We start from the raw sequence: 17,050 nt of genomic DNA, 5'->3' as shown, positions 1-17,050 counted from the left end.
GCAGCGGGGCGACCTAGGCTTCGAGCCATGGCCGTGCCGACCCCGCACCTGCGCGTGGACCTGGGCCGGTTGCGCGCCAACGTACGCCGCGTCGCCGAGCACGCCGCGCTGGCACGGGTGTCGCTGCGACCGCACGTCAAGACGCACAAGAGCATCGAGATCGCCCGCCTCCAGCTCGTCTCCGGCGCGCGCGGGATCACCGTGGCGACCGTCGGCGAGGCCGAGGCCTTCGTGCGGCTGGGCTGCACCGACGTCTTCCTGGCCTACCCCGTCTGGGTGGACGACACGCGGGCCTCACGGCTGCGCGACCTCGCGGAGGTCGCCCGAGTGGCGATCGGCGTCGACTCCGTCGCCGGCGCCGCCAACACCGGCCGGCACCTCGGCGGCACGGGGATCGAGGTGCTGGTGGAGATCGACTCGGGACACCACCGCACCGGCGTCGCGCCCGAGCAGGCCGGCCTGGTCGCCCAGGCCGCCCGGCGCGCGGGTCTGCACGTGCGCGGCATCTTCACCTTCCCCGGCCACGGCTACGCGCCCGGAGCCGGGGCGGCGGTCGCTGCGGCCGAGGCCCACGCGCTGCGCACCGCCCAGGCCGCCGTCGAGGCGACCGGGCTCCCGGTGCACGTGGTCTCAGGGGGGTCCACCCCCACCCTGACCGACAGCCTCTCCCACACCCGCGCCTACCGCGACGAGGGCGACAGCACCGAGATCGAGATGCGCCCGGGGGTCTACGTCTTCGGCGACGCCCAGCAGTGGGAGCTCGGCAGCTGCGCCCCCGCCGACATCGCCCTGACCGCGAGGGCCACCGTGATCAGCCACGCCGGCGGCCGCCTGGTCCTCGACACCGGGAGCAAGGTGCTCGGCGCCGACCGGGCGGCGTACGCGAGCGGGTTCGGGCGGCTGCTGCACCACCCGAAGGCGCGCATCGTCTCGCTCTCGGAGCACCACGCCGTGGTGGAGCCGGCCGGACGACGGCTGCCCCGGCTGGGCACCCAGGTCGACGTCGTGCCCAACCACGTGTGCGCCGCGGTCAACCTGGCCGACGTGCTGTGGGTCGAGGAGGCCGGCGGACTGCGTCCGTGGCCGGTCACCGCGCGGGGCCTGAACACCTGAGGACCGCAGGCCCCGGACCGCACGCGGGCCGCTCAGGTCGCCCTCAGGAGCCTCACCTAGCATCATCGCCATGCTGACCCGATCCCTCGCCACCGCGGCCGTCCTCGCCTGCGTCGGCGCCCTGGCCGCCTGCGGCTCCGAGAACGACACCGCCGCCGACGCCTCGCCCGCCTCCGAGAGCCCGCAGAGCCCCGAGAGCGAGTCCGGCGACTCCGGTGAGTTCACCCCGGCCGCCGACGGCGAGTGCGCCTACGTCGAGGACGGCAACCCGTCCAAGGACGTCGACCTCCCGCCGGCCGACCCCACGGTCGAGGGTGACGTCGAGGTCACCCTCAGCACCAGCATCGGCGACCTCGACGCCACCCTGGACGCCGCGGCCACCCCGTGCACCGTGGGCTCCTTCGTGTCGCTGGCCGAGCAGTCCTACTTCGACGCCACCACCTGCCACCGCCTCACGACCGAGGGCATCTTCGTGCTCCAGTGCGGCGACCCGACCGCCACCGGCACCGGCGGCCCGGGCTACACCATCCCCGACGAGCTGAGCGGCGAGGAGACCTACCCGGCCGGCACCCTGGCGATGGCCAAGACGCCGTACCCCGACTCGGGCGGCTCGCAGTTCTTCATCGTCTACGACGAGACGCCGCTGCCCCCGCAGTACACCGTCTTCGGCACCGTCGACGCCGACGGCGTCAAGGCCGTCGCCGAGGCCGCGTCGGCCGGCGCGGACGACAGCAACGGTCCCGGCGACGGGGCGCCCAGGACCGCCGTCGACATCGAGGCCGTCACCGTCGGCTGAACGGCCAGACCACGCCGGTGAGCCGCTCCGTCGCCGTCCAGGTCCTGCGGGCCAGGTCGGGGTCGGAGGCGGCTCGGCTGCGCCCGACCTGGGTCGGCCACCCCCACAGCTCGCCGGGTCCGTCCGGGCCCAGGTAGCTGTTGCCGGGCACGTCCATCGTGGCGGCGTACAGCACCGGCAGCGCACCGCGCCAGGCCGGCATCGCGACGAGGCCCTGACCGACGGCTCCCACGCGCGTCGTCAGCCCGTTGCCGGTGCTGGAGGTGATGGCCGTGCGCGTGTTGCCCGGGTGGGCGCCGGTGGCGCGCAGCGTCGAGCCGGCCGCGCCCAACCGGCGCTGCAGCTCGGCGAGGAACAGCATGTTCGCCAGCTTCGAGGCGGCGTACGCCGCGTAGGGACGGTAGCCGCGCCGCTCCCAGTCGAGGTCCTCGAGGTCGAGATCGCCGTGCCGGTGCGACGCCGAGGAGACGACGACCACGCGGTCCCGCAGCCGCGGCAGCAGCAGGTTCGCCAGGGCGAAGTGGCCGAGGTGGTTGGTCGCCAGCTGCAGCTCGTGGCCCTGGGCGCTGGCGGACCGGGGCAGACCTAGCACGCCGGCGTTGTTGACCAGGACGTCGACCTCACCGGTGCGCTCGGCGAAGGCGTGCACGGAGTCCAGGTCCGACACATCGAGCCGGCTGACCTCCACCCGCCCCCGCATCGAGGACAGCTCCCGGGCCACGCGCTCCCCCTTGGCGGGGTCGCGCACCGCGAGCACCACGTGCGCGCCACGGTGCGCCAGCACCTTCGAGGTCAGCAGGCCGATGCCGCTCGTGGCACCGGTGACCACGACGCGACGACCGCCCTGGTCGGGCACCGCGGTCCAGGGACGGGCACGGACCACCGTGGCTCAGTCCTGGTCGGCGACGCGGTAGCGGACCTGGTCACCGACGATGACCGTGCGCCCGACGGTGCACAGCCGGTCCTCGATCTGCTTCATCGTGCGCGGCACGACAGCGCGCGCCGCGTCCCCGGCCTCGCCCTCGGGGAAGTCGATGTCGAAGGTGATGCTCATCCCGGTCATCCGGCTGCCGGCCTCGTCGCGGATCTTGTGCCCCTCGGCGTGCGCCGAGAAGCCGGTCGCCTCCGCGCGCTTGCCGGTGATGAGGGTCAGGTCGATCGCACCGCAGCCGGCCAGCGCCGCCAGCAGCAGCTCGACGGGGGTGAAGTCAGGGTCGCTGCCGGACCCGATCGGCAGCACGCCGCCACGACCGTTCGTGGCCTTGAACCGCTCGGGGCCGATCTTGACCAGGTCGATGCTGCGCAGGGTGTCCGGGGACGCCTCGGGGGTGCTCTCGCTCATGGGGCCAGCCTCCCACGACGACACGCCCGGGATGACCGCCGGCTTGAACGAGACGGCCATGTCGGGTTGTGTGGAGGACTTCTGCACCCCACCGAGGAAAGCGAGTTCTGATGCTCACCCTCACCGAGAACGCCACGAACATCGTCAAGGAGATCGCCTCCCAGGACGGCCTCCCCGACACCGCAGGACTGCGGATCACCTCCGAGTCGGCCGCGGACCCGAGCTTCGCGGTCTCGGCCGCCGACGCCGGTCAGCCCGGCGACCAGGTGGTCGAGCAGTCCGGCGCCACCATCTACCTCGACGAGTCGGCCGCGGTCATGCTCGACGACAAGGTGCTCGACGCCGCCGTCGACCCCAGCGGCAAGGTGGAGTTCGCGCTCGGCCTGCAGCAGTAGGTCGCGACCGCACGCAGAACGCCCTGTCCCGTGGCGCCGGCTCCCTCGTTCGAGGGATCGGTGCCACGCACAGGGCGTTTCGTGTTCCCGGGACTGCCCGGGCCCCGCTCAGCGAGCGAGGAGGCGGAACGAACGGCGCTTGGGGCGCTGGGCCTGGTCGGCCAGCTCCACGTTGCGCAGCAGGGCGTGCTCCTGATCAGGGAGGCGCCGACCGGCGACGATCCCGTGGGCCAGGTCCAACTGCGAGCTCATGCTTCTCTTCCCTCTCGGCCCTCCCGGGCCAGGTCCTGTGCGGTGTCCGGTGACACCGCGGTGGTCATGAGTCATCTTCTTCGACGACGCTTACACTGTAGCGGTCGCTACATGTCCTCGACGCATCAGCGACGCTGTGATCTCGGGCACCCGCGGGGGCTACCGGCCGGCTGGCAGGATCGGGGTCATGAGCACCCCCACCCGCGAGATCCAGCTGACCTCCCGCCCGCACGGCGAGCCCGTGCCCTCCGACTTCCGGACCGTCGAGACCGACCTGCCCGCGCCCGGCGCGGGCGAGGTGCTGGTGCGCAACACGTTCCTCTCGGTGGACCCCTACATGCGGGGCCGGATGAACGACACCAAGTCCTACGTCCCGCCCTACGCCCTCGACGCCCCGCTCGAGGGCGGTGCCGTCGGCGAGGTCGTCGAGAGCAACGACCCCTCCCTCTCCCCCGGCGACACCGTCCTGCACATGTCCGGCTGGCGCGAGCACGCCGTCCTGCCCGCCTCGGCCGCGCGCAAGATCGACGTCTCCTCGGTCCCGGCCTCGGCCTACCTCGGCGTGCTGGGCATGCCCGGCATGACGGCGTACGTCGGCCTGACGCGGGTCGCTGCCATGAAGGAGGGCGACGTCGTCTTCGTCTCCGGCGCCGCCGGCGCGGTCGGCTCGCTCGTCGGGCAGATGGCCCGCCTCCTCGGTGCCGCCAAGGTCATCGGCTCGGCCGGGTCCCCGGAGAAGGTGCGGTGGCTGACCGAGGAGCTCGGCTTCGACGCCGCCTTCAACTACAAGGACGGCCCGGTCTCGAAGCAGCTGCGCGAGCACGGTCCGATCGACGTCTACTTCGACAACGTCGGCGGCGAGCACCTCGAGGCCGCGATCAGCAACCTCAACGACTTCGGCCGGGTCGCCGCCTGCGGTGCCATCGCGACGTACAACGCCACCGAGGCGCCTGCCGGGCCGCGCAACATGATGATGCTGGTGCAGAAGCGGCTGATGCTGCGCGGCTTCATCGTCAGCGACCACGCCGAGGCCACGGGCGAGTTCTACCGCCGCGCCGGCGACTGGGTGGCGGCCGGCGAGCTGGTGGCCCGGGAGACGTTCACCGACGGTCTCGACAGCACCGTGGAGGCGTTCCTCGGTCTGCTCAGCGGCGCGAACACCGGCAAGATGCTCGTGCGCCTGTGACACCCACCCGGCGCGACGACCGTCGCGTCGGGGTCAGGTGAGGCACTGCGCCGGCAGGTCGAACCACCGCAGGTGCTCGAAGTCCGCGGAGACCTGCCCGGGATGGGCAGCCAGGTCGGGGCCCTGCGCGGCCGCGAGCAGCGCTCGCGCGTCGCGCAGGTGCTCGTCCAGCAGCTTCTCTCCCCCGCTCTCGCGGTGCTGGGGCATCTGCGGCACCCCGCCGGCGTACGAGATCTGGCGCAGCGACAGCGGCGGTTCGACCAGTCCCTCGCGGTGGCGCCACAGCCCGGTGGCCACCTCGAAGCGGTAGTCGCCCAGCAGCCGCCAGCCGTCGTGGGCGACCATCCGCACCGCCTCGACCAGGTAGTCGACGACGGTATCGGAGACGAAGTAGTTGAAGTTGACGCGCACCCAGCCGGGCTTGATGCCCTCGCAGCCGCCGGCGATCTCGCGCTCGAACTCCTGGGAGCGCTCGAGGTCGATGCCCAGCAGCCGGTGGCCGTAGGGCCCGGCGCACGAGCAGCCGCCGCGGGACTGGATGCCGAAGAGGTCGTTGAGCAGCGCCACCACGAAGTTGTGGTGCAGGTAGCGACCCGAGGGCGAGCGCACCACGAAGGAGACGATCGAGAGCCGCCGGGCCTCGAGGCTGCCGAGGATCTCCAGGGCAGGCTCCTCCTGCCAGGCGGCGACCGCGCGGGCGAGGTGGCGCTCCTCCTGCTCACGGATCGTGTCGGTGCCCACGGCCTGCTTGAGCCCGAAGACCAGCCCGGCCCGGATCGACTCGATGATCGCCGGGGTGCCGCCCTCCTCGCGCTGCGCGGGGTCGGCGACGTAGCGGTGGGCGTCGTCGTTGACGTAGGCCACCGTGCCGCCGCCGGGCACGTCGGGCACCCGGTTGGCGAACAGCTCGCGTCGCGCCACCAGCACCCCGGGCGTCGAGGGACCGCCGATGAACTTGTGCGGGGAGATGAAGACGCCGTCCTTGGGGACAGCGGCCGATCCTCGAGCGCCTGCATCTCGATGTCGACGTACGGCGCCGCCGCGGCGAAGTCCCACAGCGACAGCGCCCCGTGCTCGTGGAGGACCTCCGCGACACCGGCGGTGTCGGACAGGATCCCGGTGACGTTGCTGGCGGCCGAGAACGACCCGATGAGCAGCGGTCTGTCGGCGTGCTCCTCCAGGCGGGCGCGCAGGTGCGCCTGGTCGATCTGGCCGTCGGCGTCCTCGGGGATCACCACGACGTCCGCGATCGTCTCGCGCCACGGCACCTCGTTGGAGTGGTGCTCGTAGGGACCCACGAACACCACCGGGCGCCGGTCGGCGGGGACGTGGTCGCTGAGGCGGTGGATGTCGTCGAGCACGGAGGGCACCCGCAGCCCGAGCACCCCGATGAGCTTGGCGATGGCACCGGTGCTGCCGGAACCGGCGAAGAGGACCACGGTGGAGTCGTCACCGCCGCACGCCTCGTGGATGGTCGCGCGGGCCTCCTCGCGCAGCCGGGTCGTCTGCAACCCGGTGCCGGAGGACTCGGTGTGGGTGTTGGCGTAGGCGGGCAGCACCTGCTCGCGCACGAAGTCCTCGATGAACGACAGCGCCCGACCTGAGGCCGTGTAGTCGGCGTAGGTCACGCGGCGCCTGCCGTACGGCGTGGCCATCACCTGGTCCTCGCCGATGACCGAGGTGCGCACGGTCTCGAGCAGCCGGTCGCGGTCCTCGCGTGCGCACGCTCCCTCAGCCATGGCCACAGCATAGGAACACGACGATGCCGGCCGATTGCGGGATCTCGTCGCCCCCGACTTCAATGACCCCCGTGGAGCGATCTGGTACGTCCTGCGACCTCGGCGATGTCGCGGGGGTCTTCCCGACCGACCGGCGCCACCCGTCGACGACCAGGTGGACCTCCCTGCTGACGCGGCTGTCCGTGCTGACGCTCGCCGTCCTGATGACCACGGGCTGCACGTCGCAGGAGACGACGACCGGACCGGCGACTGGAGCCGATGCCGTGTCCGACACCCGGCAGTCGCACCTGGGCGACGAGGGCATCGCCGTCATCAAGAGCACCGGCGCCGCTCGCCTGGACCTGCAGGACCACGCCATCGCGGCGAGCGAGGTCGGGGTCGAAGAAGGGCGCATGGGTCCGATCATCGGTTCGCCCAGCGGACCGGTGATCGATCTGACCCTCGTCGGACCCCGGGGTGAGGACACCGTCGAGACCTCGGTCTTCGGGGTCCTGTTCGACACCGACGGTTCCGGACTCTCGGTCACGTGGACCACGTCGTACGACGCCGGCGAGGGGCTCAGCGCGCTGCGTGCGGAGCGCCGACGCTGGGGTTTGCGCGCGTCGGACCTGCAGTTCCTGGCCGAAGACGTCCAGTGGGGAGGCGAGGTCGACCGCGTCCTGGGGCCCAGCGTCGCCCAGAGCGGCCTCGTGGTGTCGACCACCGCCCGGTTCGGTCGGCGCGACGTGCTCCAGTTCGAGGTCCTGCTGTCCGATGCCTACTACACCCCGAAGGCCCTCGCGCAGATCGAGCGTGGGGAGATCCCGTGACGTCCCCGCTGGCTCGACCGAGCGCCGGAGCGCGGCCTTCACCAGGTCACCCGCACGGAGCGCTCAGTGCCCTCCAGCCCGGCCTGCCGGGTCGGAGGGCACTGAGGGGATGGGGCTGCGACGTTGCCCCGGCTCGGCTCAGCAGCCGCGGCAGACGGGGCCCCGGCCACCCTTCTCGTTGATCTGGACGAAGTAGCCCTTGCCGCCCTGGACCACGCTGGTCTGCGGACCCACGCTCTTCTCGACGCGACCACCGTTGCGGCGCAGTCGCAGCTCGAAGAGCACCTCGTCGTTGCGCGGGGCCTCCTCGATGGCCTTGCTCACCGCGGCGACCGTCTTGGCACGCCAGATGTTCGTCCACGCCGAGGCGCCGCCCTGCACGCCCAGGAAGCCCGAGCGGGCCCGGTCGCCGATGCGGGTGCTGAACGGCACGTAGCTCAGCGTGTCGTCCTCCGCCTTGAGGATCGCGCGGACCTTGAGCATCGACCCGGGCTTGGCGACGATGCCCTGGCGACGGTTGCTGACCTTGGTCCACTTGCCCTTGCGCCACTGCTCGAGGCCCTTGACCCGCAGGAGGTCGGTGTCGTCGGTGACCGCGGAGTCGAGCTCGACGGAGTCGAGGTCCACCTCGTCCATCTGGGACAGCACGTAGACCAGGTCCCCGATCTCCCAGGCAGGCTCGATGGTGATGTCCCGCTGCGACACGTAGGTGTCGTCGAAGGCGATCGTGAACGGTGCGCCGGCCTCGTCGGTGCCGGTGACGCTCATCCCGAACGCCGAGGTGCCCCCGAAGATGCCGTCGAGGACCCGGTCGTGGTTGGCCACGTGCTGGGAGAAGCTCACGTCGGCGGCGTAGTCGGAGACGTAGACGTCGGTGGAGCCGGTGCGCTGCTTGGCGCGGTAGGTGACGTCCGAGGTCACCGTCATGGCGTCCGGCAGGGTGCCGATCATGCCGGTGATGCCCGCGAGCCGGTCGTCGGTCACGGTGCCGACCGCCGGGCTGATGTTCGCGACCTTGAACGGCGCTCCGAGGCTCTCGGGCTGCACGAACAGCGCGTCGGCCGGGTGCATGCCCAGGGTGGTGTTCCCCAGGAAGCCCATCGGGTGGCCGAAGCCGACCACCTCGCCGGCGCACACCGAGGTCACGGTGCCGACACCGGCGTAGGAGATGTCGCCGTACGAGAACGACGCCCCCAGGTTGCCGCCGGGGACCAGGTCCGCCGCACCGGCTCGGCCGGCGCTGTCGCGGCCGCCGCGCACGGCGGCGAAGTCGGTGCCCGTGAGGTACTTCGCCTCGCGCTCGGCCGCCAGCTCCTGGATGTCGGACAGACGTCGTGCGCTGATGCCGGTCACACCGAGGGGCAGCCGCAGCTGCGAGAAGCCCTCGGCGGCCTGGCTGCGCGTGGCGCTCGTGCGCGCCCCGATCTCGCGTGCCGTCGAGCCGTCGACCCCGACCTTCTTGGGGGACTCCGAGGCGAGGTAGTCGTCCATCTCGGTGTAGGGCGTGATGCCCGCGATCGGGGACGGACCCCACGAGAGGCCGTAGGCGATCGCCCCGACCAGGTTGTTGTCCGCGGGGTCGCCGACGTAGACCGGCGAGCCGGACATGCCCTGCCAGATGCCGCCGGCCTTCGACATCGGCGACTCCGGGTCGGGGTCCTCGAAGTCGACGACCAGCATGTCGAGGCCCACCGCGATGCCGTCGTCGATGGTGCCGATGACGGTGCCGGTGAACTCCTGCGGCTCGGTGCCGCGGACCACGCTGAGCGCGGTCAGCGTGTCACCCTCGGCGAGGGTGGCGACGTCGACCGGCGACGCGCAGCCGTCGGGCGCGGCCGCGGACTGAGCGGGCCCGGAGGACAGGGCCAGCCCCGAGATCATCAGCCCGAGAGCGGCTGTGGTGGATGCCATCGCCTTCGCCCTGCGGCTGCTGTGGATACGCTTCATCGCGTGTGGTTCCTCCCGTGAGGTGGAGGCGAACAGGACGCCTCTCGCTCATGTTGACGCCGCCGACGACGTTTTGGTTGCCACCACTCCCACTTCTGTCCCAACTGTTACCCGCCGCCGGCCCGGGGCCAGGTGGTCCGGAGGGTGCCCGGGCGCCCCTAGGGTGGCCGGGTGACCGATCAGCCCCCAGCCCCCAGCACCCGCGGACTGCAGCGCTCCGAGGCACTCGCCCGCGCCGAGATGATCGAGGTGAGCGGCTACGACGTCGCGCTCGACCTGGCCTCCTCGGAGGAGACCTTCGACTCGACGACGCGGATCAGCCTGACCTCCCGCGGCGGGAGGACGTTCCTGGACCTCAAGCCGCGGGCGGTGCGCAGCATCCGGCTCAACGGGACCGCGATCGACGTCGACCTGCTGCAGCGCGGCCGGGTGCCGCTCGAGACGGTCGAGGGCGTCAACGAGGTCGTCGTCGAGGCCGTGATGGCCTTCCGCAACGACGGCGAGGGGCTGCACCGCTCCGTGGATCCCGCCGACGGTCGCCACTACGTCTACGGCATGTCGTTCATGGACGCCGCGCCCAGCATCTTCGCCTGCTTCGACCAGCCCGACCTCAAGGCCCCGTACACGTTCCACGTGCGGGCGCCCGAGGACTGGGTCGTGATCGGGAACGCGCCGGGGCACAACCCCGAGCCCGGCGTGTGGGAGCTGGAGACCAGCAAGCCGCTGTCGACGTACTTCGTCACCCTGGTGGCCGGGCCCTACCACCTGGTGCGCGACGAGCACGACGGGATCCCGCTCGGCCTCTCCTGCCGCCAGAGCATCGCGGCCGACCTCGACGCCGACGCCGACGAGCTGCTCACCCTGACCCGGCAGTGCTTCGACGAGCTCCACCGGCTGTTCGGCATCCGCTACCCCTTCGGCGACTACCACCAGGCGTTCGTGCCCGAGTTCAACGCCGGGGCGATGGAGAACCCCGGGTGCGTCACCTTCCGCGACCCGCTCGTCTTCACCAGCCGGGTCACCCGCGGCCAGCGCATCTCGCGCGCGACGACCGTGGCCCACGAGATGGCCCACCAGTGGTTCGGCAACATCACCACCCCGCGGTGGTGGGACGACCTGTGGCTCAACGAGTCGTTCGCCGAGTACATGGGCAACCGGGTCACCGCCGAGGCCACCCAGTACGACGACGCCTGGGTGCAGACCGCCTACGCGCGCCGGCAGTGGGGCCTGCTCGCCGACCAGCGCCCCAGCACCCACCCGGTCGCCGGCAACGGCGAGGAGGACGCCACCGCGGCCCTGCAGAACTTCGACGGCATCTCCTACGCCAAGGGTTCGAGCATCCTCAAGCAGCTCAACACCACGATGGGCGACGAGGTCTTCTTCGCCGGTGTGCGCGACCACTTCGACCGGCACTTCTACGGCAACGCCACGATGCAGGACCTGCTCGACAGCTGGACCCGGGCCGGCGCGGTCGACCTGGGCCCCTTCGCCGACAACTGGCTCGTCACCGCCGGTCCCGACCGGCTGGTCCTGGAGCGTCCCGACCGGCTGCTGCGCACCCCGGCCCCGGACCGACCGGCCGAGCGTCGACACACGCTGCGGATCGCGACCCGGGCGGCCGGCGCCGCCGACTGGCAGGTCGACGAGCAGGTGCTCGACGCGGCCGAGACGGCGTACGACGTCGCGGCGGGCACCGCGGTGCTGCTCGACCCGTTCGAGGACACCTGGGCGGTCACCGAGCCGGACCCCGAGACCCTGGCGCTGCTGCCCGGGCTGGTCGCGACGACCACCGACCCGATGCTGCGCGCGGGCATGTGGAACTCGGTGCGCAGCGCCTACCACCACGCCCGGGTCTCCCCCGACGCCGTGCTCGACCTGCTCGAGGCCTGGCTGCCGGTGGAGGACCAGGACGCCGGGCTGCAGCACACGCTGGGCTGGGTGCTCGCCAAGGTCGTCCCGCTCGCCGCCGACCCCGACGCCGCCGCGTCCCGCGTGCACGCCGCCACCTGGCAGGTCGCGCGCGCGGCCGAGTCGGGCTCGACGGTCCAGCTCGCGGCCTTCCAGGCTGCGGTCTCGTCCTGCGCCTCGGTCGACCTGCTCGAGGGCTGGCTGATGGGGCGCGACCTGCCGGTCGGGATCGAGCTCGACCTCGCCCTGCGCTGGCGGCTGCTGGTGCGGCTCGCGGTGCTGGGAGCGGTGGACCGCGCGGCGCTCGACCAGCACCTCGACGCCGAACCCACCGCGGTGTCCCGCGTCGAGCACACCCGCGCGATCGCGTCGCTGCCCACGGCGGAGGCGAAGGCGTGGGCCTGGGCGCGCTTCTCGGGAGCGGCCACCGCGCCCAACTACGAGCTGGAGGCGGCCGGCGAGGGCATGTGGCGCGCCGGCCAGGAGCAGCTGACCGATCCGTACGTCGCGCGCTACTTCGACGAGCTGCCCGGCACCGCGCAGGCGCACAGCGGCTGGGTGCTGGCCGACGTCGCCGAGGCGTTCTTCCCGCTCACCTCGCTCCACGACACGACCGTGACCCGGGCCCACGAGCTCATCGCCCGAGCCGACCTCGACGCCTCGTTGCGACGACGGGTCGTGGACACCACCGACGAGCTCGAGCACCGCCTCGCCGTGGCCCGGACGTACGGGAGCCACTGATCGTGGTGGGCCTGCCGGGACTCCCCCGCCGACCCGGCCCGACGGTCCGGACCCGCGTCGAGGAGCACGACGGCGACCAGGTCCGGCACCGCGAGGACCGTCTGGTGACCGAGGAGCCGCTCGAGCTGCGCCTGGCCTGGCCGGGCGCACCCGCGCGCCGGGCCTGGGTGACGATGCGGACCCCGGGACACGACTTCGAGCTGGCCGCCGGGTGGGTGGCCCACGAGGGGCTGCTGTCGGCCCGCACGGGTCTGGCCGGGATCGCCTACTGCACCGACGCCGACCTGGCGCCGGAGCAGGAGTTCAACGTCGTCACCGTCACCCTCGACGCCGCCCCCGCCCGCGAGCCCGGGCACCGGCACGAGGGGTTGTCGGCGGGCTCGTCGGCCTGCGGCGTCTGCGGCTCCGACAGCGTCGCCGAGGCGCTGGCCGTGAGCACCGCCGCGCCGTGGGCGGGGCCGCTGCCGTCCGCGGACGTCGTACGCCTGCTCCCGGAGCGGCTGCGTGAGTCGCAGCGGGTCTTCGACCGCACCGGCGGGGTGCACGCCGCCGGGCTGGCCACCGCCGACGGACGGGTGCTGGTCGTCCGCGAGGACGTCGGGCGCCACAACGCCGTCGACAAGGTCGTCGGGACCCGGATCCTGGCCGGCTCCACGCCGGCGGAGGCCTGCCTCGTGGTCAGCGGCCGGGCCGGGTTCGAGCTGGTGCAGAAGGCCGTCGCCAGCGGCATCGGCGCGCTCGTCGCCGTCGGCGCCCCCACCTCGCTGTCGGCCCGTCTCGCCGCCGAGCACGGTCTGGCGCTGTGGGGCTTCGTGCGGGGCGAGCGCGCCGTGCGCTACAGCTGACCCGACCGACCGACCGACCGACCGCCTCGCACGCCGCGCCCGAGCGGTGAGCCCGCAACCGGACCCGACTCCAGGACGGTTGCCAGCCCACCGCTCCCCCGCCCCGGGACGCACGGGAGCCCCGGTCGCGGTGCGACCGGGGCTCCCGGGGTGGTGCGGACTGGTCCTGGTCAGGCCAGGTCGAAGCGGTCGGCCTCCATCACCTTGTCCCAGGCGGCGACGAAGTCGTGCACGAACTTCTCCCTCGCGTCGTCGCTGGCGTAGACCTCGGCGAGCGCGCGCAGCTCGGAGTTCGAGCCGAAGACCAGGTCGGCCGCGGTCGCGGTCCAGCGGGTCGCGCCGGTGGCGTCCTGGATGTCGTAGACGTTCTCCTGGTCGCGCGAGGCCCGCACCCTGTTGCCGGGGGTGAGCAGGTTGACGAAGAAGTCGGTCGAGAGCACACCCGGACGATCGGTGAGCACGCCGTGGCGCGACCCGCCGACCGTGGCCGCCAGGCTGCGCATGCCGCCCAGCAGCACGGTCAGCTCGGGAGCGGTCAGGTCGAGCATGTAGGCCCGGTCCACCATCAGCGCCTCGGCCGGAATCTTCTCGCCGTCGCGCAGGTAGCCCCGGAAGGCATCGGCACGGGGCTCGAGGAAGCGGAACGAGTCGGCGTCGGTCTGCTCGGCGCTGGCGTCGGTGCGCCCCGGGCGGAACGGCACCGTCACCTCGACACCGCCCTCGCGAGCCGCCTGCTCGATCGCGGCGACACCGCCGAGCACGATCAGGTCGGCCAGCGAGATCCGCCTGCCGCCCGACTGCGCGTCGTTGAAGTCCCGCTGGACGCGCTCGAGGGTCTCGAGGGCGGCAGCCAGCTCCTCGGGCTCGTTGACCTCCCAGTCCTTCTGCGGTGCCAGGCGCACCCGCGCACCGTTGGCGCCGCCGCGCAGGTCGGTCTTGCGGAACGACGAGGCGGAGGCCCACGCGGTGGCGACGAGTCGCTGGGGGCTCAGGCCGGAGCCGAGCAGCGTCGCCTTGAGCGAGGCGATGTCGGTGTCGTCCACGAGCTCGTGGTCCACGGCCGGCACCGGGTCCTGCCACAGCTGGGCCTCGGGGACCCAGGGGCCCCGCAGCCGCTCGATCGGGCCCATGTCGCGGTGCAGCAGCTTGTACCAGGCGCGGGCGAAGGCGTCGGCGAACTCGTCGAGGTTCTCGTGGAAGCGGCGCGAGATCTTCTCGTAGGCCGGGTCCACGCGCAGGGACAGGTCGGTGGTGAGCATGGTCGGCTTGCGCTTGGGCGAGTCCTCGGTGGGGCCGGGGATGACCGCCTCGGCGTCCTTGGCCTCCCACTGCCAGGCGCCGCCGGGGCTCTTCACGAGCTCCCACTCGTGGCCGAAGAGCATGTCGTAGAAGCCGTTGCTCCACCGGGTGGGCGTCGGCGTCCAGGTGACCTCGAGACCGGAGGTGATGGCGTCGGCTCCCGTGCCGCTGCCGTGGTCGCTGATCCAGCCGAGCCCCTGCTCGGTGAGGTCGGCGGCCTCGGGCTCGGGGCCGACGTGGTCGTCGGCGACGGCCGCACCATGGGTCTTGCCGAAGCTGTGGCCGCCGGCGATGAGCGCGACGGTCTCCTCGTCGTTCATCGCCATCCGGGCGAAGGTCTCGCGGATGTAGTGCGCGGCCTTGAGCGGGTCGGGCTCGCCCTGCGGTCCCTCGGGGTTGACGTAGATGAGCCCCATCTCGGTCGCACCGAGGTCCTCGACCATCGTGCCGTCGCCGGTGTAGCGGCCGTCGGCCAGCCACTCGTCCTCGGCGCCCCAGAAGATCTCCTCGGGCTCCCACACGTCCGCGCGGCCGAAGGCGAAGCCGAAGGTCTCGAAGCCCATGTCCTCGAGCGCCACGTTGCCGGCGAGCACGATCAGGTCGGCCCACGAGAGCTTCTGGCCGTACTTCTGCTTGACCGGCCACAGCAGGCGGCGCGCCTTGTCGAGGTTGGCGTTGTCGGGCCACGAGTTGAGCGGGGCGTAGCGCTGCATGCCCTGCCCGGCCCCGCCGCGCCCGTCGAAGAGGCGGTAGGTGCCTGCGGCGTGCCAGCTCAACCGGATCATCAGCCCGCCGTAGTGGCCGAAGTCGGCCGGCCACCAGTCCTGGGAGGTGCGCAGGAGCTGCACGACGTCGGCCTTGACGGCCTCGGCGTCGAGCGACCCGACCTCCCGCGCATAGTCGAAGTCCGCGCCGAGCGGGTCGCCCTTCGAGGAGTGGACGCGCAGCGGCGACAGGTCCAGGCGATGGGGCCACCAGTCCTGGTTGGTGCGGGGGGCGGCGCCCTCGGGGGCGGTCGGCCCCGGGATCCCGGGGTTCTCGCTCTCGGAGCCACCGTGCTGCTGGGTGGCGCTCTGGGCGGCGGCGTCGCCCACGGGACAACGCTCCTGGTTCTCGGTCATGTCTGCCTTTCGAGATGCATCGGAGTCTGGGTGGTGGATCACGACGGGGTGCAGGCCGGGCAGGTCCCCCAGTAGACGACCTCGGCCTCGTCGAGCATGAAGCCGTGGTCCTCGGAGGCGTCCAGGCAGGGGGCGTCCCCGACGGCGCAGGCCACGTCGGCGACGGCTCCGCAGCTGCGGCAGACCACGTGGTGGTGGTTGTCGCCGACCCGGGTCTCGTAGAGCGCGACCGAGCCCGAGGGCTGGATGCGACGCAGGAGGCCTGCGGACGTGAGGGCGCGCAGGACGTCGTACACCGCCTGGTGTGAGACCTCGCCCAGGGCGGCGCGCACCGAGCGCAGGATGGTCTCGGTGTCGCTGTGCGGCTGTTGCTGGACTGCGGTGAGGACCGCGACCCGTGGCCGCGTCACGCGCAGCGAGGCCGCGCGCAGCAGTGCCTCGAACGTGCTGGCCCCGGGGCCGTCGAGCACGTGCGCGGACAGGGGCGCGGCGTCACTGGTCATCGCGACGAGTATGACCCGGTGTCTTGAATCATTCAAGACAAGGTTTCCACGACCGCCCGTCCCAGCGCCCGGCCGCTCAGCCAGGCACCCTCCACCCGGGGCCGCGACGACCAGGCGTCGCCGCAGACGCCGAGCAGGTCCTCGCCCCACAGGTACGTCGCCTGCTCGCGGCCGCGCTCGGGCCGCGCCAGGCTCCAGCGGTGCACGTGCGCCTGCACAGGTGCGGCTCGGGCACCTACCAGCGCGCGCAGGCGCTCCACGAGCAGCGGCGCCGCTGCGGCGGGGTCCTCGAGGTGCCCTGCTGCCAGGCCCGGGGTGGAGTGCGCGACCAGCACAGGGGCGTCGTCACCGCGGCGGCGTCCGTCGTCCGCGATCCACGACAGCACCGGGTCGTCGTTGACGAACGCCCCGTGAGGCAGGTCGCGCCAGCACCGGTCGCCCCAGGTGGCGGTCAGCGCGAGCACCGGCTCGAAGGGCACGTCCAGCGCCGCCACGACGGCGCCGTACGCCGCAGGGTCCAGGAGGCGGGCGGCCTGCGGGTCCGGCATCGCGAGCAGCACCGCGCGAGCGGGGACGCCGTCGACGGTCGGACGCCCGGCCGGTGAGCGCCCCACCTGCACCACCTCTTGAGCGGTGCCCACCTCGAGCCCGGCGGCGAGCGCTTCCACGAGGGTCCGGATCCCGCCCGCGGTCCCCCACCGGACCGGGCCGCGCTTGGGCTCGGGCGCCCGTCCCGGGGCCAGGGCCGTGAACGTGTCGGTCCAGGGGTGCGCCAGTCCTCGGGAGCGCCACTCCTCGACCACGGCAGCGAAGTCGTCGTCGCCGACGGTCAGGTAGGACGCGCCGATGTCGGCCGGTCGCCCCTCGAACCGCTTGCTGGCCATCCGGCCGCCGATCCGGCGTCCGCGGTCGAGCAGGCGCACCGAGACGCCGGCCTCCTGCAGGACGCGGGCGCAGGCGACCCCGCTGATGCCGGCGCCGACCACGACGACCTGGTCCGGGCTCGGGCTCGGGGGTGTCATGTGAGCAGCCTGGCAGGCCGGTCGCGGCGTGG

General features: G+C 72.7%; 15 protein-coding genes and 1 pseudogene. 7 read left to right on the top strand and 9 right to left on the bottom strand.

The window, feature by feature from the left end:
• The first annotated feature begins 27 nt into the window (after positions 1-27).
• Positions 28-1,113: an alanine racemase gene (locus I601_RS16190; protein WP_068111965.1), complete on the top strand. Its 1,086-nt coding sequence runs from the start codon at positions 28-30 to the stop codon at positions 1,111-1,113.
• Positions 1,114-1,183: 70 nt separating this feature from the next.
• Positions 1,184-1,909: a peptidylprolyl isomerase gene (locus tag I601_RS16185; RefSeq protein ID WP_068111961.1), complete on the top strand. Its 726-nt coding sequence runs from the start codon at positions 1,184-1,186 to the stop codon at positions 1,907-1,909.
• On the opposite strand, the gene I601_RS16180 is transcribed toward I601_RS16185, so the two are convergent.
• Both I601_RS16180 and I601_RS16175 read right to left on the bottom strand, forming a co-directional pair.
• Positions 1,896-2,792 carry an oxidoreductase gene (locus I601_RS16180; protein WP_068111958.1) on the bottom strand — a complete coding sequence of 299 codons (897 nt, stop codon included), beginning with the start codon at positions 2,790-2,792 and terminating at the stop codon, positions 1,896-1,898. The two genes, I601_RS16185 and I601_RS16180, sit on opposite strands and share 14 nt — an antisense overlap.
• 6 nt (positions 2,793-2,798) lie before the next feature.
• On the bottom strand, positions 2,799-3,251 hold the full coding sequence (locus tag I601_RS16175) for an OsmC family protein (RefSeq protein WP_068115092.1): 453 nt from the start codon (positions 3,249-3,251) through the stop codon (positions 2,799-2,801).
• A 110-nt stretch (positions 3,252-3,361) separates the two neighbouring features.
• Between I601_RS16175 and I601_RS16170 the strand changes: the two genes are divergently transcribed.
• The gene (locus tag I601_RS16170) at positions 3,362-3,646 is read left to right on the top strand and encodes a Fe-S cluster assembly protein HesB (RefSeq protein ID WP_068111956.1); all 285 of its coding nucleotides are present in this window, start codon (positions 3,362-3,364) and stop codon (positions 3,644-3,646) included.
• A gap of 108 nt (positions 3,647-3,754) precedes the next feature.
• On the opposite strand, the gene I601_RS21210 is transcribed toward I601_RS16170, so the two are convergent.
• Entirely contained in the window at positions 3,755-3,898 is a 144-nt protein-coding gene (locus I601_RS21210; protein ID WP_157520222.1) for a hypothetical protein, read from the bottom strand.
• Positions 3,899-4,085: 187 nt separating this feature from the next.
• Here I601_RS21210 and I601_RS16165 point away from each other — a divergent pair, with 187 nt between their 5' ends.
• Positions 4,086-5,084 carry an NADP-dependent oxidoreductase gene (locus I601_RS16165; RefSeq protein WP_068111952.1) on the top strand — a complete coding sequence of 333 codons (999 nt, stop codon included), beginning with the start codon at positions 4,086-4,088 and terminating at the stop codon, positions 5,082-5,084.
• 33 nt (positions 5,085-5,117) lie between these two features.
• Here I601_RS16165 and I601_RS21825 read toward each other — a convergent pair whose 3' ends face one another.
• Both I601_RS21825 and I601_RS21820 read right to left on the bottom strand, forming a co-directional pair.
• Positions 5,118-6,140 (bottom strand): aminotransferase class V-fold PLP-dependent enzyme, encoded by a 1,023-nt coding sequence (locus I601_RS21825; protein WP_250636868.1) that lies wholly within the window; start codon positions 6,138-6,140, stop codon positions 5,118-5,120.
• A gap of 8 nt (positions 6,141-6,148) precedes the next feature.
• A pseudogene (locus I601_RS21820) lies at positions 6,149-6,739 on the bottom strand (aminotransferase class V-fold PLP-dependent enzyme); the annotation flags it as partial.
• A gap of 155 nt (positions 6,740-6,894) precedes the next feature.
• On the opposite strand from I601_RS21820, the gene I601_RS16150 reads away from it, so the two are divergent.
• Positions 6,895-7,632: a hypothetical protein gene (locus I601_RS16150; protein WP_157520219.1), complete on the top strand. Its 738-nt coding sequence runs from the start codon at positions 6,895-6,897 to the stop codon at positions 7,630-7,632.
• A 138-nt stretch (positions 7,633-7,770) separates the two neighbouring features.
• Here the strand turns inward: I601_RS16150 and I601_RS16145 are convergent, their stop codons facing one another.
• Positions 7,771-9,543, bottom strand: a complete 1,773-nt coding sequence (locus I601_RS16145; protein WP_157520216.1) for a hypothetical protein — start codon at positions 9,541-9,543, stop codon at positions 7,771-7,773.
• A gap of 207 nt (positions 9,544-9,750) precedes the next feature.
• Between I601_RS16145 and pepN the strand changes: the two genes are divergently transcribed.
• Together pepN and I601_RS16135 are read left to right on the top strand one after the other, a co-directional pair.
• The gene (gene pepN, locus I601_RS16140) at positions 9,751-12,228 is read left to right on the top strand and encodes an aminopeptidase N (protein WP_237089438.1); all 2,478 of its coding nucleotides are present in this window, start codon (positions 9,751-9,753) and stop codon (positions 12,226-12,228) included.
• Between the two features lie 2 nt (positions 12,229-12,230).
• Positions 12,231-13,073 carry a formate dehydrogenase accessory sulfurtransferase FdhD gene (locus tag I601_RS16135; RefSeq protein ID WP_237089437.1) on the top strand — a complete coding sequence of 281 codons (843 nt, stop codon included), beginning with the start codon at positions 12,231-12,233 and terminating at the stop codon, positions 13,071-13,073.
• Between the two features lie 170 nt (positions 13,074-13,243).
• Here the strand turns inward: I601_RS16135 and katG are convergent, their stop codons facing one another.
• From katG to I601_RS16120, 3 genes are read right to left on the bottom strand one after another with little or no spacing between them, the layout of a single operon-like run.
• Positions 13,244-15,493, bottom strand: coding sequence for a catalase/peroxidase HPI (gene katG / locus I601_RS16130; RefSeq protein ID WP_084527708.1), 2,250 nt, complete (start codon positions 15,491-15,493; stop codon positions 13,244-13,246).
• A 38-nt stretch (positions 15,494-15,531) separates the two neighbouring features.
• Positions 15,532-15,996, bottom strand: a complete 465-nt coding sequence (locus tag I601_RS16125) for a Fur family transcriptional regulator (RefSeq protein ID WP_068111937.1) — start codon at positions 15,994-15,996, stop codon at positions 15,532-15,534.
• A 32-nt stretch (positions 15,997-16,028) separates the two neighbouring features.
• On the bottom strand, positions 16,029-17,018 hold the full coding sequence (locus tag I601_RS16120) for an NAD(P)/FAD-dependent oxidoreductase (RefSeq protein WP_068111934.1): 990 nt from the start codon (positions 17,016-17,018) through the stop codon (positions 16,029-16,031).
• Between the last annotated feature and the right edge of the window lie 32 nt (positions 17,019-17,050).

Origin of the sequence: Nocardioides dokdonensis FR1436 (assembly GCF_001653335.1) — a bacterium.
In the GTDB taxonomy this organism is placed as follows: domain Bacteria; phylum Actinomycetota; class Actinomycetes; order Propionibacteriales; family Nocardioidaceae; genus Nocardioides; species Nocardioides dokdonensis.
Note: the sequence above shows the minus strand (reverse complement) of the source record. Positions and strands in the feature narration are given on the sequence as shown.

Coding starts and splice junctions, on each gene's coding strand:
- I601_RS16190 (WP_068111965.1), top strand. CDS start 28: ATGGCCGTGCCGACCCCGCACCTGCGCGTGGACCTGGGCCGGTTGCGC.
- I601_RS16185 (WP_068111961.1), top strand. CDS start 1,184: ATGCTGACCCGATCCCTCGCCACCGCGGCCGTCCTCGCCTGCGTCGGC.
- I601_RS16175 (WP_068115092.1), bottom strand. CDS start 3,251: ATGAGCGAGAGCACCCCCGAGGCGTCCCCGGACACCCTGCGCAGCATC.
- I601_RS16170 (WP_068111956.1), top strand. CDS start 3,362: ATGCTCACCCTCACCGAGAACGCCACGAACATCGTCAAGGAGATCGCC.
- I601_RS21210 (WP_157520222.1), bottom strand. CDS start 3,898: ATGAGCTCGCAGTTGGACCTGGCCCACGGGATCGTCGCCGGTCGGCGC.
- I601_RS16165 (WP_068111952.1), top strand. CDS start 4,086: ATGAGCACCCCCACCCGCGAGATCCAGCTGACCTCCCGCCCGCACGGC.
- I601_RS16145 (WP_157520216.1), bottom strand. CDS start 9,543: ATGGCATCCACCACAGCCGCTCTCGGGCTGATGATCTCGGGGCTGGCC.
- katG (WP_084527708.1), bottom strand. CDS start 15,493: ATGACCGAGAACCAGGAGCGTTGTCCCGTGGGCGACGCCGCCGCCCAG.
- I601_RS16125 (WP_068111937.1), bottom strand. CDS start 15,996: ATGACCAGTGACGCCGCGCCCCTGTCCGCGCACGTGCTCGACGGCCCC.
- I601_RS16120 (WP_068111934.1), bottom strand. CDS start 17,018: ATGACACCCCCGAGCCCGAGCCCGGACCAGGTCGTCGTGGTCGGCGCC.